This is a genomic window from Streptomyces sp. NBC_01003 (assembly GCF_045162695.1).
Classification (GTDB): Bacteria; Actinomycetota; Actinomycetes; order Streptomycetales; family Streptomycetaceae; genus Streptomyces.
The window spans coordinates 8,770,600-8,791,698 of record NZ_CP108707.1; the positions used below are offsets into that span (position 1 = coordinate 8,770,600).

Consider the following 21,099-nt stretch of genomic DNA (forward strand, 5'->3'; position numbering starts at 1 on the left):
CACGGCCGGTCCCACCAACAGGATGGTGATCTTCCGGCACGTATATGGCGCTCATGCTAGCCACCGCGCGCGATGAGAGAACCGGGACAATCGACGCAGAGCGCCCGGCGGCGAAGTTCGTCGCGAAGTCGCCAGCCTGTCAGGGGACCGTGGTATCGGATTTCGCCGCAGAGGGCACGTCAAATAGCGACAGGCGTACGGGTGTTGGACGCGACCCGGCGCGAGTGGACTCAGGCCGGGCCGTGTTCACCGGCGCGCGAGCCGGTGAACGGCCCTTCTGCACGTCTCCCGCGTTACGGCCGGGGGCTGTTTTCAGCCAACCCCGGCCGGATTCGCGGCGACGCGTCATCGATGTGGAGCCGGGGCGAGTGCCGTTCGGTCGGCCGTAATGAAGGCGATTGTCGGCAACGCGCGGTTGGTCGGGGGTGTAACGGACGTACGGCGTACTTGCCTCGAACGTGACGGTTGGCGGATGGACCGGTCAGTCCTCTTGCGGGGCGCGCGTCCTGCGCCACAGCAGGTAGCCGGCCCCGCCCGCGAGCGCCGCGCCGAAGCCGATCCTGCCCAGGTCCACGCCGCCGCCCGCGGTGCTGCCGACTCCGGCGCGTGCGCCGCGGTAGTTGGAGCCGCCGTCCGACGTCCCGTAGTACGAGCCCTGGTCGCGGTTTCCGTTGTACGAGCCTTGGTCGCGGTTTCCGTTGTACGAGCCTTGGTCGCGGTTCCCGTTGTACGAGCCCTGGTCGCGGTTCCCGTTGGATGAGCCCTGGTCGCGGTTTCCGTTGTACGAGCCCTGGTCGCGGTTCCCGTTGCCCGAGCCCTGGTCGCGGTTCCCGTTGCCCGAGCCCCGGTCGCGGGTCTCGTCGTCCGAGTCGGCGCGGCTCAAGAGGTCGGTCCGGCCCACCTCGCCGGGTGCGGTCACCGAGGCAGGCGCTGTGACGGGCTGGTGTGCGCTCACGGACCCGGGCGCGAGCGCGGTGAGGCAGGCGGTCGTCGTGATGATGGTGGCTATGGGGCAGAACATGAGGCGTCTCCGGTCCGTGTGCCGCAGCGGCAGGAGAGCTGCGGTCCTGGTCAGGACGCTAGTGAGCCCGGGCGGGCGGCGCCCGCAGGACTAGGCCGATCGGAGGTCGTCCCCGTCGGCGGCCGGTTCGCGGTATCCGACCGCGGCGACCGCCACGAGCAGGGTGCCGACGAGGAGCGGCCAGCCGAGGCCGTGGTGCAGCACGAGCAGCGCGCCGAGCGCGGCGCCCACCAGCATGGCCACCACGGAGACGATCCGACGCCCCGCCCGCGGGTCGGTGCCGCCCGCGAGCGAGGACTCGGAGGCGAGCCCGGTCAGCGTCATCGTGAGGACCGTCGTGGTCATGTCCGGGACCGCGAGCTTGCGGACCGTCGCGTTGCGCAGCCCCATGGCCCATGCGAGGACCGCGATGAGCGCGTACGCAGCCCTGCCCGGCCAGGCGAACGCGACGGCCGTCGCCACGGCGAGCAGGACCGCCTCGGTGACGAACACCGACCGCACCCAGGACTCCCGCGCCCGCCCGGCGAACACCCCGGTGAGCCGCCCGGCGCACACGGCCCCCGCGAGGAACGCGCCGAGGGAGGTGAGCGACCCGAGCACGGAGAACCCGGGAGCGCCCGCGGCGGCGAAGCCGATGACGACGACATTGCCGGTCATGTTCGCCGTGAAGACGTGGCCGAGGCCCAGATAGCTGACCGCGTCGACGATTCCGCTCACGACCGTGAGGACCGTGAGGGCCGCTGGGAGGGTGGACCGGCGCGGCACGGGCGCGGGCGCCGCTGGTGGAACGCTGGCTTCACTCACCCGCACGACCTTACGGAGTCCCGGTCCCGGCGGCCCGCCGGATCAGGTCCGCACGGCCCACCGTTCCTCGACCTTCGCGAGCCGCCAGTACCCGATGGCCGCCGCCCAGACGACGACGAACAGGCCCACGATGATGAACCCGACGTTGTCCAGGTCGAGCCCCGCTATCCAGCCGGTCACCGAGTCCCGCAGGTCGAGCTTGTCGTGCAGGACGCCCACGAGCTCGATGGTGCCGATCAGGAACGCGACGGCGATCGAAAGGCCGGTGATGGCCAGGTTGTAGAACACCTTGCGCACCGGGTTCGAGAACGCCCACTGGTACGCGAAGTTCATGAACGTCCCGTCCAGGGTGTCGAACAGGCTCATACCGGCGGCGAACAGGAGCGGCAGGCACAGGATCGCGTACCAGGGCAGTCCGGCCGCCGCGCCGCTGCCCGCCATCACCATCAGCGTGACCTCGGTCGCCGTGTCGAAGCCGAGGCCGAAGAGGAAGCCGAGCGGGTACATCTGGCCCGGGCGGGTGATGGACTTGGTGAACCGGCCGAGGATCCGGTTCATGAACCCCCGTGAATCCAGGTGCTGTTCGAGCTCCGCCTCGTCGTACGAGCCCGCGCGCATCGCCCGGAACACCCGCAGGATCCCCACCAGGGCGACGAGGTTGAGCGCCGCGATGAGGTACAGGAAGGACCCGGAGATGGTGGTGCCCATGACGCCGAGCGTCTGATGGGTGGCGGACCCCTCGTTCATGATCCGCCCGGCGAGCTGGGTGCCGCCGGCGATCAGCGCGGCGAGCACGACCACGACGCTGGAGTGGCCGAGCGCGAACCAGAACCCCACCGACACCGGGCGCTTGCCGTCGGCCATCAACTTGCGGGTGGTGTTGTCGATCGCGGCGATGTGGTCCGCGTCGAACGCGTGCCGCATCCCCAGGGTGTACGCGGTGACGCCGAGGCCGATGCCGAAGGCCTTCGACCCCACCTCGTAGTGCTCCGGCACGACGAGAAGGAACAGCACGCCGAACGCGACGACATGGAGTGCGGCGATCACCGCGAGGAGCCCGGCGGTGCGGACGGTGTCCTCGCGCCGCCAGTGGAACGCGTCGCGTCCGGTCGCCGGGGACTTTACGGGCAGGGCCATGCGGTCACGCTCCAACACCTCGTGGAATCACTTCGTGAGATGCCGTGGCCGGTCTCCTGGCTGACGGGTGTCCGCGTCCGCCCCTGCCTTCCCAGCTGCGCGCGGCAGCCAGTGGCGTACTGGGGGCGAGGCGTCCCGAGTCGTCTCGTTGCCGAGGGACCCGGGGCCCGATCACAGTGGCGAGGGCCGCTTCGGTCTGAGTCCTTTGAGGGACCGTCACCGAATTCCCGAGCACCACGGCCCGCCCACAGTAGAGGCCGGTCCGCGACGCCTGCAAGGCTGCACAGCTGCGTAGGTGTGCGCGGGTATTCAAGATCACATCGGTGGCTGCGAGGATGGGGCCATGCATCTCGTCCCTGCCGAGCGCGCCGACCGCCGCACGATCGACGGCCACCGGGTCTGCGAAGCCATCGCCGCCATCGGTGAGCCAGGACATGTCCGCGCCTGGGCCGACCGGTTCTCGCTGCTCGCCGATCCCCGCCGCCTCGCGCTGCTCCTCGCGCTGTACCGGGCGGGGCCGCTGGCCGTGTCGGATCTCGCCGTCGCGACGGGCATGAACGACCCGGCGGTCTCGCAGGCGCTGCGGCTGCTGCGCGCGGCCGGAGTGGTCGAGGGGGAGAAGGAGGGCAGGATCGTGCGTTACCGCGTCGTCGACGCGGCGACCGCGGACCTTCTCAAGCACTGCGCGACGGACGGCGCGCACTGACACGTGCGCGCCGTCGTGGCCGGCTGCTCTGTCCTTCAGTCGCGTCGGCCGTTGGCCCGGCGGCGCGCGGCGGCGATCTCCGCGTAGGTGAGGTCGCGCCCCTCCCAGTGCGAGCCCTCGGCGGACTTGCCGGGCTCCAGGTCCTTGTAGACCTCGAAGAAGTGCGTGATCTCCAGGCGGTCGAACTCGGGGATGTCCTCGATGTCCTGCACGGAGGTGTGGCGCGGATCGTGCGCGGGCACGCACAGGACCTTCTCGTCCATGCCCTTCTCGTCCCGCATCACGAACATGCCGATCGCGCGGCACTCGACGGTGCAGCCGGGGAACGTCGGATCGCTGACCAGGACGAGCGCGTCGAGCGGATCGCCGTCGCGCCCGAGCGTGCCCTCGATGTATCCGTAGTCCGCGGGGTACTGGGTGGAGGTGAACAGCATCCGGTCGAGCCTGATCCGGCCGACGGAATGGTCCATCTCGTACTTGTTGCGGGAGCCTTGGGGGATCTCCACGGTGACGTCGAACGCGTGGACCGCGTCGGTGCCGTGGGCTGCGTCGGTGTGTCGGACCTCGTTGTCCAAGCCGGCCTCCTCGTCCACCCCGAGTGTGCTCCCGGGAGTGCGGGCGCGTCAGCCTATCGGGAACTCCAATTCAGGCCTGTCCCACATCACGGCGGGCGGATTGGCGGCAGCGGTGCCGGTGCGAACGGCCCCCATGCCGCGGTAGAAGCCCTCGGCGGGCGGGTGCGAGACCACACGGACCGAGGTGAGTCCTGCCGCGCGCGCCTCGTCCTGCATGTGGGTGACGAGCAGCCGCCCGATGCCGAGTCCCTGCGCCGCGTCGGCGACGAACATCAGGTCGAGTTCCGGGGGCACGAGCGTGAGCGCGTAGAAACCGAGCACCAGGTCATCGGCGCCGACCGCGACGAAGACACGATGGGCCTCGATGTAGTCGGGCCCCACCCGGTAGCCGGCCACCATCGACGCGTACGGGGCCTCGTAGGCGCGCGACGTGCGGACGAGCCGGGTCAGCCGCTTGGCGTCACGGGCGGTCGCCCGGCGCACCCGGACCGTCCCGCCGTCCCCCGGGCTTCCCGCGGCAGTAATGCTCGAAGTCATAGTGTGAGTATTACGCATCCTGCCGCGCCGATCGACCCGGGACGGTGCACGCCGGCCGTCTCACGCGGTGGGAACGGTGGACTGCACCTGCCGCAGGAACGTCGCGTTGTCCGGTGTCTGCCGGATCCGCTCGACGAGCGTCTCGAGCCCCGCGTGTCCGTCCCGCGACTGAAGCGCCCGCCGCAGGCCGCGTACGACCGCCGACTCGGCCTCAGGCAGGAGGAGTTCCTCGCGACGCGTGCCGGACTGGGTGAGGTCGACGGCGGGGTGGATCCGGCGCTCGGCGAGGCCGCGGTCGAGACGGATCTCCATGTTGCCCGTGCTCTTGAGCTCCTCGAAGAAGTAGTCGTCGGCGCGGGAGCCGGTGTCGACGAGCGCGGTGGCGAGGATGGTGAGCGAGCCGCCCTCCTCGGCGAGCCTCGCCGCGCCGAAGAACCGCTTGGGGCCGATCAGCGCGGAGGCGTCGACACCGCCGCTGAGCGTACGGCCGCCGGACGACGCCGTGTTGTTGTGGGCGCGGCACAGGCGCGTCAGGGAGTCCAGCAGGATGACGACGTCACGGCCGTCCTCGACGAGCCGCTTGGCGCGCTCGACGGCGAGTTCGGCCAGCGCGATATGCGCCTTCGCAGGCTGGTCGAAGGTCGAGGCGAAGACCTCGCCGCGCACCGAGCGCCGCATGTCGGTGACCTCCTCCGGCCGTTCGTCGAGGAGCACCACCATCAGATGGGCCTCGGGGTGGTTCGTGGCGACGGACGCGGCGAGCTGCTGGAGCAGCACCGTCTTGCCGGTCTTGGGCGGCGCCACGATCAGCCCGCGCTGCCCCTTGCCGATGGGGGTGAACAGGTCGACGATGCGGGGCGTCACGCCGCCCTTCACGGTTTCGAGACGCAGGCGCTGCCGCGGGTGCAGGGGAGTGAGGTCACCGAACTTGGGCCGCCCGCGCAGCTCTTGGACGGGGCGCCCGTTGACGCGCTCGACCTCGGCGAGGACGCGCGGCCTGCCGCATGTCCCCTGGATCAAGTCGCCCTTGCGCAGGCCGAGTCGGCGGATCAGGGCGGTCGGAACCTGGACGTCGTGCGACGTCGGCAGGAGGTCGGCGAGGCGCAGGAACCCGGGCCCGTTGCCCGAGGTGTCGAGGACACCCGCGGCCTGGACCGCGACCTCCTTCGGCTGCGTCGTGAACGCCTTTGTGGTGGTGGGGGGTTCGAGTGTGGTGGTCATCGGAATCGGTCCTTTCGAGGACGTTCGTACGAGAGCATGAGTGAGGTGGGATCCGGCGGGATCGGGGCGGTGACTGCACGCCCCGCGAGGCGGGCGGGCCAAGAGGCCCGTGAAAGCCCTGAGAAGCCTGTGGCCGGGAAGAAGCGATGCGGGGTACGGCGCGTCGGCGCCGCCTGGCGCATCGCTGACATCGATTCGACGAATCCCGCTGTGGCGGCGATTCGGAGAGGGAGACTGGCACCGGCGCCGAAGAGGCGGCTAGCACACGTGCCGTTCGCACTGTAACACCATGGGGGCTCCGTCCCGCAAGGGCTTACGTCACGGGCCGCGGTGCCGACCCGGCCCGGGAGCCCCGCTCGAACCCTTCACCACAGCCCCTGTGGCCCCAGGCGCGGCCTATGCTGAGCCACGATGTTCGCACCCGAAGGCCCCACCGTCCGCGAGCTCGCCGTCCAGGCGCTGTCCTCCGTCGAGCACGGCTACGACCTGCTCGCCCCCAAGTTCGACCGCACGCCGTTCCGCACGCCCCGGTCGGTCCTCGCGCCGGTCACCCGTGCCCTGCGCCGCATGGGCCCCTTCGAGCGCGGACTCGACCTGTGCTGCGGGACCGGCGCGGGGTTCGGCGTGCTGCGGCAGGTGTGCCGCGAGCGGCCCGTCGGGGTCGACATCAGCGCGGGCATGCTCACGGCGGGCCGCGCGGCCCACACGACCGCGGACCTGGTGCGCGCCGACGCCCTCGCGCTGCCCTTCGGGCCGGCCTTCGACCTGGTCGTCAGCTTCGGGGCGTTCGGCCACTTCCTGCCACGGCAGCGGCCCGCGCTGTTCGCTCAGGTCCACTCCGTGCTGAGGCCGGGCGGACGCTTTGCGTTCCCGGTGCCGGCTCCGGCGCGGCCCGGCTCCCGCGGCTACTGGTCGATGCTGGCCTTCGACGGCGCGATGCGGGTCCGCAACGCGCTGTGGCGGCCACCCTTCGTCATGTACTACCGCGGCTTCCGCCTCGGCGACGTACGGAGCGAGCTGGTCGCGGCCGGTTTCGGAGTGGAGCTCCAGGCGCTGCCCGAACTCGGCGAGCGCTCCGACGGCAGCCCCCGGTGCCGCCTCCTGGTGGCCATGAAGACCGGCGCGCCCCGCTAGACGGCGGTCTCGGGCGCCCCGCCCGCCTGCCGTACGTCCTCGTGGAGATGGACGATCAGCCAGCGGCCGGCCGCGGGGTCCTTGCGCAGGACCGCCGTGTTCCGCAGCAGCTCGGGACGGAGCGGGGTGCCGTCCGGGCCGGGCGCGTATGCGACGCGCAGCCAGTAGCGCAGGACCGCTGTGTCACCGAAGACGTCGACGACCGGGTCGTAGGGCCGGAGCCCGCTCCCCACGGGCCCGTCCTCGGACTCGGGCCGCTCGTCCCGCACCCGGTCCAGGTCCGGCTTGCCGAGCAGCAGCCGCTCGGCTGCCGGGTCCCAGATCGTCGCCTCCGGGTCGAGCCGGGCGTCGATCTGGGCGCGGTCCCCGGTGGCGTACGCCTCGTACATGCCGGTCACGACGGACCAGACGGCGGCCACGTCGCCGGGCGCCGCGCCCGGCCTGGCCAGTGCGGGGCGGGCGGACACGGCGGACTCGGGCATGAGGGATGCTCCTGGTCGGACGGGGGAGGCGCGCCGGGGCGACGCGGATGCCAGGCCACCGTAACGGGTCCACGGTGACGGGTAACCGGTCGGGCCGGAGCGAGAGGCAGGTGGGCGGGATACCGACGCAGGCCCTAGGGCCTCTCGTCCGGATCATGCCGGGCGCGCGGGGTCTGGTGCCGCACCTCGCGGCGTTGTCGTCAGTCGCCGACTCCCTCGCCCGCCTTGCGATGCACGCTCCCCCAAGTTCTAGGCTGCGCTCGAGCAGGGGGGAACCCGATGACCCCGCTCCCTGATCCGGCCTGATCCAAACGAAAGACCGTAGGGGTGCGGCCGTTCGCGGCCTGTGGCGCGGGCGGGCGGTGCGGTCAGGGCGTCGTGTCCTGCGGGAACGTCAGCTGGCCGCTCATCCACTGCATGGCCGGCGCGATCTCCCGCTGCCATGTCGTGAAGTGGTGGCTGCCGCGCGGCAGGATGATCTGGGCCGACGTCATGGGCGGCTTGACCGCGTGCAGGAACCTCATCGTGTCGCTGTAGTCCTTCTCGCCCGACCTGCTGCTGGCGGCGAGGACGGACACGCGCGGCACGGGCAGGTTCTCCAGGCGCCAGATCAGGTCGTGCTCGCGCTGTCGCCGCGCGGCGTCGGGACCCGAGCCGAAGAGGCTGCCCGTCGTCAGGTCGTCGCCGATCCTGTAGTCCGCCGACAGCGCGGCCGCCGACGTGTACACGCCGGGGTGGCGCAGAGTGAGCTGGAGTGCGCACGTGCCGCCCGACGAGTATCCGAGGGCGCCCCACGCGCTCGGGTCGTGGCCCACGCGGTACGACCGCTTGAGCGCCTCCGGCAGGTCCTTCGTGAAGAACGTCTCGGCCCGCGGACCGCCCGGCACGTCCACGCACTCCGTGTCACGGGGCGGCGCGATCGTCGGGCGCACCATCACGATCACCGTCGGCTGCATCCTGCCCGCCCGCAGCAGCCGGTCCGCGGTCTGGGGGACCTGGAGGTACCGGGCGAGGTTCATGATGCCGCCCGGATAGCCGCTGATCGCGACCATCACGGGGAAGCGCTGACGGTGGAACTGCGTCTGGAAGTACTGCGGCGGCAGATACACGAAGGCCGGGTTCATGGTTCGGCTGCGCCGTCCGACGATCTTGACCGACTCGACCCGGCCGACCTGCGCCGCGGGCCCGTGCGGAATCCCCTCCACCCGATCGAGGCCCTGCGGCCCGGCGGGCTGCACCAGACCGCCGCGCACCGCGCCGACCGTGGTGTAGATGCCGCCGTGGCCGAGCGCCGTGACCTCGGCGGGCGCCTTGTCGACATGGCCGAGCAACTCGTCCCACGAGCCGTAGAAGTCGAAGTTCGTGTTCACGGCGACGGCGAACGCGGTGAGGATCGTGAGCTGGGTCGCGCCGATCACGCCGAGTCGGCCGAGCACGGCGGCGGGCCCGCGCCGGGCGAGCCGTGGCCACACCCAGACCGTGAGCGCCACACACACCAGGGCGGCCAGCACCGTCGCGTATTCGAGTGCCCGGCTCGTCAGGCCCATGGTTTCCTCAACTTTCAGCCGTCATCTGCGCTGTTCGGCAGTTTTCACCGGGAAAGAGGCGCGACGGCCGAGGAAGGTTTGCCGGCCACCGCGTTCTTACCGTGCTGTTGTGTCGCTCTTACTCCAGTGACGTGGAGCACTCCTACGCTCGGTCACTGTGAAACAACGCCCCGCCGCCGTGGCAGGTCACACGTGCCTGATCATCGGAATTCTGGACATCGCGTCGGCGATCTCCCCGCACATGCACGAGACCCGCATAGAGCGCATCGCGCCCTACGTGCCGGGCCTCGCCGAGGAGGTGGCCCGCGCCGCCGCGCTCGCCGCGGGACTGCTGCTCGTCATGCTCGCCAGGGGCCTGCGCCGCCGTAAACGGCGCGCCTGGGAGGCGGCCGTGGGGCTGCTCGCGGTCAGCGCGCTCGTCCAGGGCGTGCGCCACCATGCCCTGATCCCCGCGATGGTCTCGGCCGTCCTGTGCGTCGCGCTCGTCGCCTACCGCGAGGAGTTCTATGCGCTCGGCGACCCGCGCGGCAGAGCGCGAGCCCTGGGGAACCTCGTCGTCCTCGGCGGCAGCAGCTTCGGGCTGGGGCTCCTCGTCGTCGGCGTGCGCGCGAACCAGGAGGCGGGCCACTCCATCGTGTTCACCGAACGGGTCCAGGAGGTCGCCTACGGCCTGTTCGGTGCGTCGGGCCCCATCACGTACAGCAGCGACAAGGCGGCCGACATCGTCCAGTTCTCGTTGCTCGCGCTCGGTGTGGTCACCGCCGCCACGAGCGTCTATCTCGCCCTGCGGCCCATAACCCTCCGCCCCGCCGACAGCGACGAACGGCTGCGTGCCCTTCTGGCCGACGAGGGCCGGCGCGACTCGCTCGGCTACTTCGCGCTGCGCGGCGACAAGAGCGTCCTCTTCTCGCCGTCCGGCAAGGCCGCCGTCGCCTACCGCGTGGTGTCCGGCGTCGCCCTGGCCGGTGGCGACCCCATCGGCGACCACGAGGCCTGGCCCGGCGCCATCAAGGAGTTCCTGCGGCAGTGCGCCCTGCACGCCTGGACCCCGGCCGTCATGGGGTGCAGTGAACTCGGCGGACAGGTGTGGGTCCGCGAGGGCGGTCTCAAGGCCCTGGAGCTGGGCGACGAGGCCATCGTCGACTGCGCGGCCTTCAGCCTCTCCGGACGCTCCATGCGCAACGTCCGGCAGATGGTCAATCGCATCGAACGCGCCGGCTACACCTGCCGCATGCAGCGCGTACGCGATCTGCCCGACGAGGAGAAGAAGCGGCTGCGCGAGGCCGCCGCCGCGTGGCGGGGCAGCGCCACCGAACGCGGGTTCTCCATGGCGCTCGGCCGGTTCGGCGACCCCGACGACGGGGACTGTGTCGTCGTCACCGCGCACCAGGACGACGAGGCGGGCAACGACCGCGTGCGCGCCCTGCTCCACTTCGTGCCCTGGGGCGAGGACGGTCTCTCCCTCGACCTGATGCGCCGCGACCGCACGGCCGAACCCGGCCTGAACGAACTCCTCATCGTGGCTGCCCTGCGGGGCGCGCCCGGGCTCGGAGTGCGCCGTATGTCGCTGAACTTCGCGGTGTTCCGGGCCGCTCTCGCCCGCGGCGAACGCCTCGGCGCGGGACCGGTGCTGCGGGTGTGGCGGGGGCTGCTCGTGTTCCTGTCGCGCTGGTTCCAGATCGAGTCGCTGTACCGCTTCAACGCGAAGTTCCGCCCGGAGTGGGAGCCGCGCTTCGTCGTCTATCCCACGGTGCGCGACCTGCCGAGGATCAGCTGGGCCTGCCTCCAGGCGGAGGCGTTCGTCGTCCTGCCGCGCCCGGCGGAGCGGCTGCGTCAGCTGCTCAGGAGCCGGCCCGCCGCCCGCGAGGAGAAGCCGCAGCCGGTGGAGGTCACCACCCCGTGACCAGCAGGTGGTTGATCAGCAGGGCGAGCACGGCCTGCGCGGTCAGCCACCCGCGGCGCCACCGCTCCGGCAGCAGAGCGGTGGCCGCGAGGAGCCAGACGGCGAACGGGAGCCAGATACGCTCCGTCTCCGCCTTGCTCATGCCCGACAGATCGGCGGCCAGAAGGGCGAGCGCCGCGCCGAGGACGACAAGGGCGAGCCGCCCCTCCGGCTCCGTCCGGTCCCGCAGGACACGTCCAGGGACCCGGCGCAGCCCCGCCACCGTGGCAAGGCCGACGATCAGCACGGTGCACGCGAGGTTGGCCCAGATCCAGTAGCCGTACGGCCGGATCCCGCCCGCACCCTGGTAGTAGCGCTCCGTCAGCAGGTGGTACGCCTCCCACCAGTTGAACCCGACGAGCGTGAACGCGACGGGCACGACGGCCGCTCCCACGGCGAACAGCGCCAGCGGCCGCACGGTCCGCGCCGTGCACAGCACGGCCGCCGCGACCAGGACGATCAGCGTCAGCCCGTACGACAGATAGCAGGTGAGCCCGAACAGCAGTCCGCTGCCGAGGGCCGCCCAGCGGCTGCCGCGGGTGGCCGCCACCGCGAGGAGCGCCACCGACCACGCGGCGACCGCCGCGAAGTAGCCGTCGGCCGATGTGCCCATCCAGACCGCGGCCGGCGCGAGCGCCAGGAACGGCGCGGCGCGGCGCGCCGTCCGCTCGTCGGCGAGCGCGCGGACGGTGACGAGGACGGCGAGCGCCGCCGTGCACCCCACCGTGATGCACCACACCCCGGCCCACGCGCCGCCGCCGAGCCCGATCCGGTCCAGGCCGACGAAGGTCAGGGTCGCCGCGGGCGGATGCCCCGCGACATGGGGAGGCCAGTGGTCGGGGGAGTGCAGCAGGATGTGCCGCGTGAAGTCCCGCAGTGTCGCGCCGACGTCGTCGAACCGGTCGATGACCTGCAGATACTCGTACGAGGTGGTGAGGCGCCCGGCAATGCCCCGCTGCCAGCCGTCGATCAGCGCGAGCGAGAACGTCCACGCCGCCGACGCGGCCCACACGGCGGGCAGCAGCAGCCGCCACCGCAGCCGGGCGGCCACCACGGGCCCGTACGCGACGACCAGTACGGCGACCGAGATCGCCGCCGGGGTCCCCGGGCCCATGTGTGGTTCCCAATGGGCGTACAAGGGAGCCCAGTTGACATGCAGAGTGCCGTAGTGGTCCTCGATGTATCGGCCCACGAGGACGGCCGCCGTGACCAGGGCCACGGCGGCAGCGGCGGCAATCAGGTCACGGCGCGTCCCGGTGGTGGGGGGCGCGGTGCTGGGGGCGGCGGGGGGAGCTTCGACCTTCACATCCGGAACGCTAAGCGCCCGCACCGCCGATCGGTCGGCACCGCGAGGTGGCGTCACCGAACCGTCAGATCTTCCTGCGCCGATCCGCGGGCTGTGCGCCATACGGTCGGAACAGGTCGGCGGGCCCCCGCCGCGCACAGCCTGAAGGAACCACATGGGCGACTTCCCCCGCACTCTCCCCGATCCGTGGCGCAGCACCCTGCGCGGCCCCCGCTTCACCGCGGTACTCGGCCTCGTCCTGCTCGTCGGGATGACCCTGCTCTTCGTGACCGGCCTCCTGTCCTACGCCGCGTACAACCCGAACCTCGCGGCGGTCAACGACAAAACGCCCGACAAGGGGCTGCTCGGCTTCTATCTGTTCTCCTGGCCGACGGACCCGCACTGGCTGTACCGCCTCACGCAGGGGCTGCACGTCACCGTGGGCATCACGCTCGTGCCCGTGCTGCTCGCCAAGCTGTGGTCGGTCGTGCCCAAACTGTTCGAGCTGCCACCCGCCCGCTCCGTCGGCCACGCCCTGGAGCGTCTTTCGCTGCTCCTGCTCGTGGGCGGCGCGCTCTTCGAGTTCGTGACCGGCATCCTCAACGTGCAGCTCGACTACCTGTTCCCCGGCTCCTTCTACACGCTGCACTTCTACGGCGCCTGGGTGTTCATCGGCGCGTTCGTCGTGCACGCCGTGCTGCGCGTACCGCAGGCGCTGCGTGTGCTGCGCGAGCGGAAGGCCGGCCTGCCCGAGACGGGGGACCTGGTGGCGGCGAAGCCCGCCGAGCCCACCGTGTCGCGGCGCGGGGCGCTCGCCATGGTCGGCGGGGGTTCGCTCCTGCTGCTCGTCACGACGGCCGGCCAGAGCATCGGCGGGGTGTGGCGCCGCACCGCACTGTTCGCTCCGCACGGCGGCGCCGACCCGGGTACGGGCCCCGGCCGCTTCCAGATCAACAAGACCGCCGCGGTGGCGGGCATCCGTACCGCCGACACGGGTGAGCCGTGGCGGCTCGTGGTCACCGGTCCGAAAGGCACCGTCCACCGGCTCACCCGTGACGATCTCCTCCAACTCCCGCAGCACACCTCGTCGTTGCCCATCGCGTGCGTCGAAGGCTGGTCCACGGACGACCAGCAATGGAGCGGCGTACGGCTGCGGGACCTTGCCGTCCTCGCCGGGACCGACGGCGACACCGACGTTTTCGTCGAATCCCTGCAACAGCGCGGCGCGTTCCGCAAGGCGGCCCTGCGGCACAACCAGGTCCGCGACCCGCGCTCCCTGCTGGCCCTGCGCGTCAACGGAGCCGACCTCACCGCTGACCACGGCTACCCGGCCCGCGTCATCGTGCCCGCGGCGCCGGGCGTCCTGAACACGAAGTGGGTCGCCCGCATGACGTTCGGAGCGCTGTGATGAACAGACTGAGTCGTTGGTACGGCGAGAGCCCGCTCCAACTTCTGCTCCTGGCCGCCTCGTTCGCCCTCGCGGGATACGCGGGCGTGCGGCTGCTCGAAGGCGACGTGTGGGCCGTGGCGATCTGGTTCGTCGGCGCGGCCCTCGTCCACGACCTGCTGCTCGTGCCGGTGTACTCGATCGCCGACCGCGCGGCACAGACGGCGCTCGGCGACCGGAGACGCACGGCGATGATCTACGTGCGCGTCCCCGCGTTCCTGTCGGGGCTGCTCCTCCTGGTGTGGTTCCCGCTGATCACGCGGGCGCGAGAGGACCACTACGTCCTCGTGACGGGGCATTCAGGTGAAGCGTTCCTGCCGCGGTGGCTGCTGCTGACGGCAGCGCTGTTCGCCGCGTCGGCCCTGTGGTTCGTGTCCGTTACGTTCCTTGCTCCCGCGTCGCCCTGGAGGCAGGCGCGCAGGGCGCGCCGTGAGGAGCGGGCGCGGGAGCGAGAACGGGAGCGTCAGCGGCGCAAGGAGACGAAGGAACGCCCGCCCTCGGACCACTGAGCGACCGGCCGCCAGCCGAGCGGGCGCGCGTCGCGCAGCAGCGCGCGCGTGCCCACCCGGGCCCACGGGAACAGCGAGCCCGCGGCGCCCTGCCCGTCGTCCACCCGCACCTCCACCCGCTCGTCTATGTCGAGCGGAGCCGTCTCGGCGATCAACAGTCCACCGGGGGCGGTGAGTTCGGCGACCCGGGACAGCAGGGCCTCCGGGTCGCCGCCGATGCCGATGTTGCCGTCGAGGAGGAGTGCCGTCCCCCAACGGCCCTCGCCGGGCAGGGGGGCGAAGACGGACCGCTGCAGAGCGGCGCCGCCGAGGCGGACCGTCCGCGCGACCGCGGCCTCACTCACGTCGATGCCGAGCGCGCGGTGCCCGGCCGCGGCGAGTGCGGCGACGATTCGGCCGGGGCCGCAGCCGATGTCGAGCACAGCGCCCTCGCAGCGGCGCAGCGCCGAAAGGTCGGCCGCGTCGGCGACCGCGCACCAGCGCTCCACCTCGAGCGGCAGCAGCCATCCGTCCGCGCGCCGCAGGAACAGGGGGCCGCGCTCGTTGCGCACGGCGTCGGTGTAGGGGTCCGTACACCAGGCCGGTGCCGCCTCGCGCGTCGTGGTCATGAGCGGACCACCCGCGTCAGCCGCGCGTGCTCGGCGGCGAACCGGCCGTCCGGCGCGTCGGCCGCCACCAGGGCGGCGTCGTGGGCCGTGTCGACGTCCCGCAGGACCGGCAGGTCGCGTACGCGCAGCCCCGCATCCGTGAGCCGGGCCCGCTGGGCCGCACCCGTGTGCGCCGTCGACATCGGCACACCCCGCAGCAGCTCCGGATCGGGCTCGGCGAGCCCGAGCGCCCAGAACCCGCCGTCGTCGGCGGGCCCGAACCATGCGTCGCAGCCACGCCAGGCGTCGGGCCCCAGCGCGGGCGCGAGCAGCGCGGGCGTCACCTGAGGCGTGTCCATCCCGATCAGGACGGCCGGCCCGGTACACCCGGCGAACGCCGCCGCCAGCCGCTCGTCCAGGCCTCCGCCGCACTGCGGGACCACGTCGATCCCCGGCGGCAGCCACGCTCCGGGCGCCCCGTCGAGCACCAGGACGCGACGCCGCGCGGGCGTGGCGAGCGCTGCGTGGAGCGTGTCGACGAGCGAGGCCTCGGCCAGGTGCGCGGCCTCCTCGGGCGTGAACGGCGGCGTGAGCCGCGTCTTGACCCGCCCCGGCACCGGGGACTTGGCGATGACGAGGAGCGTGGTGTCGTGCCGCCGCGCTGCGGGCGATCCGTCGGCGGTCACCGCGACGCCGCCTCTCCGCGCGCGGAGAGCGCCGTCCGCGGCTTCTCCGCGAGAACCCCGCGCATGTCACGTACCGCCTGCCAGGTGCCCCGCCAAGTGCCCGTGACCTTGGACTTTCCCGTACGGGGCCGGTAGGGCACCGGGCGCTCCGCGATGTGCCAGCCCGCGTCGGCGGCCCGGACGACCATCTGGAGGGGGTAGCCGCTGCGGCGGTCCGTGAGGTCCAGGCCGAGCAGGGACGTGCGGCGCGCGGCCCGCAGCGGGCCCAGGTCGTGCAGCCGGAGCCCGGTGCGCCGGCGCAGCATCCCCGCCAGCGCGAGGTTCCCGGCGCGCGCGTGCACGGGGAACGCGCCACGGCCCTGCGGCCTGCGCCGGCCGAGCACGAGATCGGCCCGGCCCTCGATGACGTCCTCGACGAACGTCGTCAGCAGAGCCGGATCGAGCGACGCGTCGCAGTCGCAGAAGCAGACCACTTCCGCGTCGGACGCCAGCAGGCCCGCGTGGCAGGCGGCCCCGAAGCCGCGCCGGGGCTCCGTCACCACGGTCGCGCCCAGGGAACGGGCGATGCCGGGGGAGCCGTCGGTGGACCCGTTGTCCACGACGAGTGCCCGCCAGCCGTCCGGGATGCGGGCCAGCACCCACGGCAGCGCGGCGGCCTCGTCGAGGCAGGGCAGCACGACATCGACCGAGGGGGCCGGGTCGCGGAGGGAGGGGAAGTCAGGGGGGATCACAGTGTCACCCTACGAATCCAAACCGGACATTCCGGGCCTCAGCTCCTTACGAAACGCGGACGTCGGACGCGGACGGCCCCTCCGGTGACTCCGATCGGCGCCCTCGGGTGCGACGCTGGTGGAATGCAGACACCACCGCTCGGCCGCGTCCTCGTCGTCGACGACGACCCGACCGTCGCCGAGGTCGTCGCGGGCTACCTGGACCGCGCCGGCTACGACGTCGACCGCGCGGCCGACGGCCCGGCCGCCCTCGACCGCGCCGACGTGCACGGGCCCGACCTGGTCGTCCTCGACCTGATGCTGCCCGGCATGGACGGCCTCGAGGTGTGCCGCAGGCTCCGGGCGCGCGGCCCCGTCCCCGTGATCATGCTGACGGCGCGCGGCGACGAGGACGAGCGCATCCTCGGTCTCGAGGTCGGCGCGGACGACTACGTGACCAAGCCGTTCAGCCCGCGCGAGCTGGTCCTGCGCGTCGAGTCGGTGCTGCGCCGGGCCCGCGCGGCCACGGCGCCCAAGCCGGCGGGACCGCTGCGCGCGGCCGCCCTCACCATCGACCCGGCAGCCCGTCGCGCCACCAAGTCGGGGGACGAACTCGCCCTGACAATAAGGGAGTTCGACCTCCTCGCGTTTTTCCTGCGCCACCCGGGCCGCGCCTTCTCCCGCGAGGAGCTCATGCAGCAGGTGTGGGGCTGGGACTTCGGCGACCTGTCGACCGTCACGGTCCACGTCCGCCGGCTGCGCGGCAAGGTCGAGGACGACCCGGCGGCACCGCGCCTCATCCAGACGGTCTGGGGCGTCGGCTACCGCCTGGACCCGGGCGGCCCGCAGAGCGACGCCGCGCAGTCCGACCGCGCACCGGCAGACTGGACCGAACCCCGTGCATGACATGCTCCTCATCGCCCTCTTCGCGTTTCTCGGCGCCGTCGGTGCGGGCCTCCTCGGCGCGCTCGCGCTGTTCGTGCTTCGCCGCCGCTCCCTGACGGTGTCGCTCACGGTCGTCGCCGCCGTCGCCGTGACGGCGATGCTCGCCGGAACGCTCGTCGTGGCCTGGGCGATGTTCCTGTCCCCGCACGACCTGTCCGTCGTGACGACCGTCGCCGCGATGGCCGCCACCGTGTCGCTCGCGACCGCGCTGCTCCTCGGCCGCTGGGTCGTGGCCCGCAGCAAGGCACTCACCCTCGCCGCCCGCTCCTTCGGCGACGGCGGCAGCTTCGCGGCGCCCCTCGCCCCCGCGACGGCGGAACTCGCCGCGCTCTCGAGGGAGTTGGAGGCCACCAGCGCCAAGCTGGCCGCGTCCAGAGACCGTGAGCGCGCCCTGGAGACCTCGCGTCGCGAGCTCGTCGCCTGGATCTCGCACGATCTGCGCACCCCGCTCGCCGGGCTCCGCGCGATGTCCGAGGCCCTGGAGGACGGCATGGCGGCCGACCCGGACCGCTATCTGCGCCAGATCCGCACCGAGGTCGAGCGCATGAACGACATGGTGGGCGACCTCTTCGAACTGTCGCGCATCCACGCGGGGACCCTCGTCCTGAGCCCGTCCAGGGTCTCCCTCCACGACCTGGTGGGCGACGCGCTCGCGGGCGCCGACCCGCTCGCCCGCGAACACGGCGTACGCCTCGTCGGCGACCGCATCGACAAGATTCCCGTCGAGGTCGACGGCAAGGAGATGAGCCGCGTCCTCGGCAACCTCCTCGTCAACGCGATCCGTCGCACCCCGGCCGACGGCACGGTCGCCGTGGCGGCGGCCGGCTCCACGGACGGCGTGGTCCTCACGGTCACGGACGGCTGCGGCGGCATCCCTGAGCAGGATCTGCCCCGCGTCTTCGACACGGGGTGGCGCGGCAGCCACGCCCGGACACCTCCGGCGGGCGCGGGCCTCGGGCTCGCCATCGTCAGAGGAATCGTCGAGGCCCACAGGGGCAGCGCCGCCGTGCGCAATGTGGCGGGCGGCTGCTGCTTCGAGGTGACGCTCCCGGCGGCGGGGGTGTAGCCCGCAGGTGCCACGTCGCCGGGGCCGTCACCTCACTCACCTCACCCCAGCTCGGCCTTGGCGAACTCCGTCATCCCCTCCTCGAACCCCACCTCGGCGCGCCACCCCAGCTCGGCCCTGAGCCGGGCCGGGTCCGCCGTGATGTGCCGTACGTCGCCGAGCCGGTACTCGCCCGTCACGACCGGCATCGGCCCGCCGTACGCGGCAGCGAGGGCGTGGGCCATCTCGCCCACCGTGTGCGGGTCCCCGCTGCCCGTGTTGTACGCGACGCAGGTGTCGGAGGGCCGGTCGCTCATCGTCTCGAGCGCGAGCGCGTTGGCCGCGGCCACGTCGTGCACGTGCACGAAGTCCCGCCGCTGGCGGCCGTCCTCGAAGACGCGCGGGGCCTCGCCCCGGGCCAGGGCCGACCGGAAGAAGGACGCGACGCCCGCGTACGGGGTGTCGCGTGGCATCCCCGGCCCGTACACGTTGTGGTAGCGCAGCGACACCGCGCGGCCCCCGGTGGCCCGCGCCCAGGACGACGCCAGGTGTTCCTGGGCGAGCTTCGTCGTCGCGTACACGTTGCGGGGGTCCGTGGGGGCGTCCTCGCCGACGAGGCCGGGGCTCAGCGCGGCGCCGCACTGTGGGCACGCGGGCTCGAAGCGGCCGTCGCGCAGGTCGGCCTCGGCGCGCGGCCCCGGGCGCACGACCCCGTGGCGCTCACACTCGTACCGCCCCTCCCCGTACACGACCATCGACCCGGCGAGCACCAGATCCCTTACCCCCGCCGAGGCCATCGCGGCGAGCAGCACGGCCGTGCCGAGGTCGTTGCGGGAGACGTAGTCGGGGGCGTCGGCGAAGTCCTTGCCGAGCCCGACCTTCGCCGCCTGATGACACACGGCGTCGATGCCGGCGAGGGCCGACTCCACGGCGGCGGGGTCGCGTACGTCCGCGACGACCCAAGGATGCGGTTCGTCCGGGCCGGGCGGCCGGACGTCGAGCACGACGACCTCATGTCCTCGCGCGGAGAGAGTGTCCACGACCGCTGACCCGATGAACCCGGCACCGCCGGTGACCAGTACACGCATACCGCCCACGCTATGCGGAGCGGGGCGCCGGGAGGGCTCTCCCCGCCGATACGTCACGGCTCCGTAAGGCTTGTGCGAACGGAGTTCGGTATCGCGCGGCAGCTCGTACACGACTAGCGTGAATCGGGGTAACCGGGACGAAACGCGCCAGCGTCGCCCGGAATATCTCACCCCCGGCACCACCACTCGGAAGAAGGGTTCGCGCCATGGCCGCACGACCGGAAGGCGCGCCCGTCTGGGCCGACGCCATGTTCCCCGACCTGGAGGCCGCCAAGCGCTTCTACGGCGAGCTCCTCGGCTGGACGTTCGAGGAGGGGCAGGAGGAGTACGGCAACTACACCCAGGCGAAGTCGGACGGCAAGCGGGTCGGCGCGCTCTCGCCGCAGATGCCGGGCATGGAGGGCACCCCGCCGGCCTGGAACCTGTACCTGGCCACGCCCGACGTCAACGCCACGGCGGCCCGCGTCAAGGAGGCCGGCGGCACCCTGGTGATGGAGCCCATGCAGGTCGGCGACTTCGGCACGATGGTCACCGTCCAGGACCCGGCCGGCGTCTTCTTCAGCCTCTGGCAGCCGGGCACGCACGACGGGTTCGAGAAGGTGGGAGAGCCCGGTTCGTACGCCTGGGCCGAGGTGACCACACGTGACACCGAGAAGACGGACGGGTTCTTCGAGGCCGCCTTCCCGTACGAGGTCCAGAAGATGGCCGACGAGAACGTCGACTTCAGCATCTGGCAGCTCGACGGACAGCCGCAGCTCGGCCGCTTCAAGATGACCGAGGACTTCCCGCCGCAGGTCCCGTCGTACGTCAACGTCTACTTCGCGGTCGACGACTGCGACGCGGCGGTCGCCACGGTGACCAGGCTCGGCGGAAAACTCCACTACGGGCCCATGGACACCCCGTTCGGCCGATTCGCGGCGGTGACGGACCCGCAGGGCGCCGCTTTCTCGGTGATCGACCTGAGCACGACCGAGGGTGCGATGCCCGACCTCACCTGAGGCGGGATCCGTCAGGGAATCGAGAAGCCGAGCGCGCCCGCGGCCAGTTCCGCGGTGGGCTGTGTCCAGCGCTCGGCCATCGCGTTCCGGGTGGACAGCGAGCGCAGCTCCGCCCGGTCGAGATAGAGCGTGCCGTGCAGATGGTCCGTCTCGTGCTGCACGATCCGGGCGGGCCACCCCGTGAACTCCTCGTCCACGGCGTGGCCCCGCTCGTCGAGCCCCCGCAGCCGCACGTGCTGATGCCGGGAGACCACGGCCTGGAGGCCGGGCACGCTCAGACAGCCCTCGAAGAACGCGGCACGGTGGGCCCCCACGGGTTTGTACGACGGGTTGATCAGGACGCGGAACGGCTGCGGCACGCGGCCGCGCGCCTTCCGCACCTCGTCGGGGACCTCGGCCGCGTCCTCGATGACGGCGATCCGCAGCGGGACGCCGATCTGCGGTGCGGCGAGCCCGACGCCGGGGGCGGCGTGCATCGACGCACGCATCGCGGCGATCAGACGCTCCAGGAGCGCGGGCCCGAGCTGACCGTCGTAGGTCTGCGCGGGGGACCGCAGCACGGGGTCGCCCGCCTCCACGACCGGCAGCGGGTGCTCGCCCGCGAGCAGTTCCTCGACGTGGTCACTCAGGGGTACGGAGGACATCGCGCCAGCATGCCAAGAAGGATCACGCGTCGGCAACGTCCACAGCGCC

At 72.3% G+C, this 21,099-nt stretch carries 21 protein-coding genes, 1 pseudogene and 1 riboswitch; of the genes and pseudogenes, 8 read left to right on the forward strand and 14 right to left on the reverse strand.

Annotated features, from left to right (window positions below):
- Nucleotides 1-481: 481 nt before the first annotated feature.
- The 3 genes from OG698_RS40135 to OG698_RS40145 all read right to left on the reverse strand — a co-directional run bounded on the left by OG698_RS40135 (nt 482) and on the right by OG698_RS40145 (nt 2,962).
- The gene (locus tag OG698_RS40135) at nt 482-1,021 is read right to left on the reverse strand and encodes a hypothetical protein (protein WP_406109015.1); all 540 of its coding nucleotides are present in this window, start codon (nt 1,019-1,021) and stop codon (nt 482-484) included.
- A gap of 90 nt (nt 1,022-1,111) precedes the next feature.
- On the reverse strand, nt 1,112-1,825 hold the full coding sequence (locus OG698_RS40140) for a YoaK family protein (RefSeq protein WP_406109016.1): 714 nt from the start codon (nt 1,823-1,825) through the stop codon (nt 1,112-1,114).
- 42 nt (nt 1,826-1,867) lie between these two features.
- The gene (locus OG698_RS40145) at nt 1,868-2,962 is read right to left on the reverse strand and encodes a HoxN/HupN/NixA family nickel/cobalt transporter (protein WP_406109018.1); all 1,095 of its coding nucleotides are present in this window, start codon (nt 2,960-2,962) and stop codon (nt 1,868-1,870) included.
- A 28-nt stretch (nt 2,963-2,990) separates the two neighbouring features.
- A riboswitch (cobalamin riboswitch) is annotated at nt 2,991-3,216 on the reverse strand.
- Nucleotides 3,217-3,305: 89 nt separating this feature from the next.
- On the opposite strand from OG698_RS40145, the gene OG698_RS40150 reads away from it, so the two are divergent.
- On the forward strand, nt 3,306-3,668 hold the full coding sequence (locus tag OG698_RS40150; RefSeq protein WP_406109020.1) for an ArsR/SmtB family transcription factor: 363 nt from the start codon (nt 3,306-3,308) through the stop codon (nt 3,666-3,668).
- Between the two features lie 35 nt (nt 3,669-3,703).
- On the opposite strand, the gene OG698_RS40155 is transcribed toward OG698_RS40150, so the two are convergent.
- The 3 genes from OG698_RS40155 to rho form a co-directional block, all read right to left on the reverse strand.
- Complete coding sequence (locus OG698_RS40155) at nt 3,704-4,138, reverse strand: inorganic diphosphatase (protein ID WP_406111548.1); 435 nt, start codon at nt 4,136-4,138, stop codon at nt 3,704-3,706.
- A 153-nt stretch (nt 4,139-4,291) separates the two neighbouring features.
- A complete protein-coding gene (locus OG698_RS40160; RefSeq protein WP_406109022.1) occupies nt 4,292-4,780 on the reverse strand; it encodes a GNAT family N-acetyltransferase in 489 nt (162 codons plus the stop codon).
- Between the two features lie 60 nt (nt 4,781-4,840).
- The gene (gene rho / locus OG698_RS40165) at nt 4,841-6,001 is read right to left on the reverse strand and encodes a transcription termination factor Rho (protein WP_406109023.1); all 1,161 of its coding nucleotides are present in this window, start codon (nt 5,999-6,001) and stop codon (nt 4,841-4,843) included.
- Nucleotides 6,002-6,412: 411 nt separating this feature from the next.
- Between rho and OG698_RS40170 the strand changes: the two genes are divergently transcribed.
- A complete protein-coding gene (locus OG698_RS40170; protein ID WP_406109025.1) occupies nt 6,413-7,135 on the forward strand; it encodes a class I SAM-dependent methyltransferase in 723 nt (240 codons plus the stop codon).
- On the opposite strand, the gene OG698_RS40175 is transcribed toward OG698_RS40170, so the two are convergent.
- Nucleotides 7,132-7,617: a YybH family protein gene (locus tag OG698_RS40175; protein ID WP_406109027.1), complete on the reverse strand. Its 486-nt coding sequence runs from the start codon at nt 7,615-7,617 to the stop codon at nt 7,132-7,134. The genes OG698_RS40170 and OG698_RS40175 overlap by 4 nt on opposite strands.
- 368 nt (nt 7,618-7,985) lie before the next feature.
- Nucleotides 7,986-9,164, reverse strand: a complete 1,179-nt coding sequence (locus OG698_RS40180) for an alpha/beta hydrolase (RefSeq protein ID WP_406109029.1) — start codon at nt 9,162-9,164, stop codon at nt 7,986-7,988.
- 157 nt (nt 9,165-9,321) lie between these two features.
- Between OG698_RS40180 and OG698_RS40185 the strand changes: the two genes are divergently transcribed.
- On the forward strand, nt 9,322-11,067 hold the full coding sequence (locus OG698_RS40185) for a phosphatidylglycerol lysyltransferase domain-containing protein (protein ID WP_406109031.1): 1,746 nt from the start codon (nt 9,322-9,324) through the stop codon (nt 11,065-11,067).
- Here OG698_RS40185 and OG698_RS40190 read toward each other — a convergent pair.
- Nucleotides 11,054-12,412, reverse strand: coding sequence for a hypothetical protein (locus tag OG698_RS40190; RefSeq protein ID WP_406109033.1), 1,359 nt, complete (start codon nt 12,410-12,412; stop codon nt 11,054-11,056). The two genes, OG698_RS40185 and OG698_RS40190, sit on opposite strands and share 14 nt — an antisense overlap.
- Before the next feature lie 154 nt (nt 12,413-12,566).
- Between OG698_RS40190 and OG698_RS40195 the strand changes: the two genes are divergently transcribed.
- Nucleotides 12,567-13,799: a molybdopterin-dependent oxidoreductase gene (locus OG698_RS40195; RefSeq protein ID WP_406109034.1), complete on the forward strand. Its 1,233-nt coding sequence runs from the start codon at nt 12,567-12,569 to the stop codon at nt 13,797-13,799.
- A complete protein-coding gene (locus OG698_RS40200) occupies nt 13,799-14,347 on the forward strand; it encodes a hypothetical protein (RefSeq protein WP_406109035.1) in 549 nt (182 codons plus the stop codon). The genes OG698_RS40195 and OG698_RS40200 overlap by 1 nt, the downstream gene beginning before the upstream one ends.
- On the opposite strand, the pseudogene OG698_RS40205 reads toward OG698_RS40200, so the two are convergent.
- The 3 genes and pseudogenes from OG698_RS40205 to OG698_RS40215 all read right to left on the reverse strand — a co-directional run.
- Nucleotides 14,305-14,955: pseudogene (locus OG698_RS40205) on the reverse strand (class I SAM-dependent methyltransferase); the annotation flags it as partial. The gene OG698_RS40200 and the pseudogene OG698_RS40205 sit on opposite strands and share 43 nt — an antisense overlap.
- Entirely contained in the window at nt 14,952-15,620 is a 669-nt protein-coding gene (locus tag OG698_RS40210; RefSeq protein WP_406109037.1) for a DUF2064 domain-containing protein, read from the reverse strand. The pseudogene OG698_RS40205 and the gene OG698_RS40210, both read right to left, overlap by 4 nt.
- Nucleotides 15,617-16,351 carry a glycosyltransferase family 2 protein gene (locus OG698_RS40215; protein ID WP_406109038.1) on the reverse strand — a complete coding sequence of 245 codons (735 nt, stop codon included), beginning with the start codon at nt 16,349-16,351 and terminating at the stop codon, nt 15,617-15,619. Before OG698_RS40215 ends, OG698_RS40210 begins: the two co-directional genes overlap by 4 nt.
- Nucleotides 16,352-16,474: 123 nt before the next feature.
- On the opposite strand from OG698_RS40215, the gene OG698_RS40220 reads away from it, so the two are divergent.
- On the forward strand, nt 16,475-17,236 hold the full coding sequence (locus tag OG698_RS40220; protein ID WP_406109039.1) for a response regulator transcription factor: 762 nt from the start codon (nt 16,475-16,477) through the stop codon (nt 17,234-17,236).
- Nucleotides 17,229-18,341 (forward strand): sensor histidine kinase, encoded by a 1,113-nt coding sequence (locus OG698_RS40225; RefSeq protein WP_399972471.1) that lies wholly within the window; start codon nt 17,229-17,231, stop codon nt 18,339-18,341. Before OG698_RS40220 ends, OG698_RS40225 begins: the two co-directional genes overlap by 8 nt.
- 41 nt (nt 18,342-18,382) lie before the next feature.
- On the opposite strand, the gene OG698_RS40230 is transcribed toward OG698_RS40225, so the two are convergent.
- Complete coding sequence (locus OG698_RS40230; RefSeq protein ID WP_406109042.1) at nt 18,383-19,408, reverse strand: NAD-dependent epimerase/dehydratase family protein; 1,026 nt, start codon at nt 19,406-19,408, stop codon at nt 18,383-18,385.
- Nucleotides 19,409-19,614: 206 nt separating this feature from the next.
- On the opposite strand from OG698_RS40230, the gene OG698_RS40235 reads away from it, so the two are divergent.
- Nucleotides 19,615-20,406, forward strand: coding sequence for a VOC family protein (locus tag OG698_RS40235; protein ID WP_406109044.1), 792 nt, complete (start codon nt 19,615-19,617; stop codon nt 20,404-20,406).
- Between the two features lie 11 nt (nt 20,407-20,417).
- On the opposite strand, the gene OG698_RS40240 is transcribed toward OG698_RS40235, so the two are convergent.
- Nucleotides 20,418-21,050: a peptide deformylase gene (locus tag OG698_RS40240; protein WP_406109046.1), complete on the reverse strand. Its 633-nt coding sequence runs from the start codon at nt 21,048-21,050 to the stop codon at nt 20,418-20,420.
- Nucleotides 21,051-21,099 lie beyond the last annotated feature (49 nt).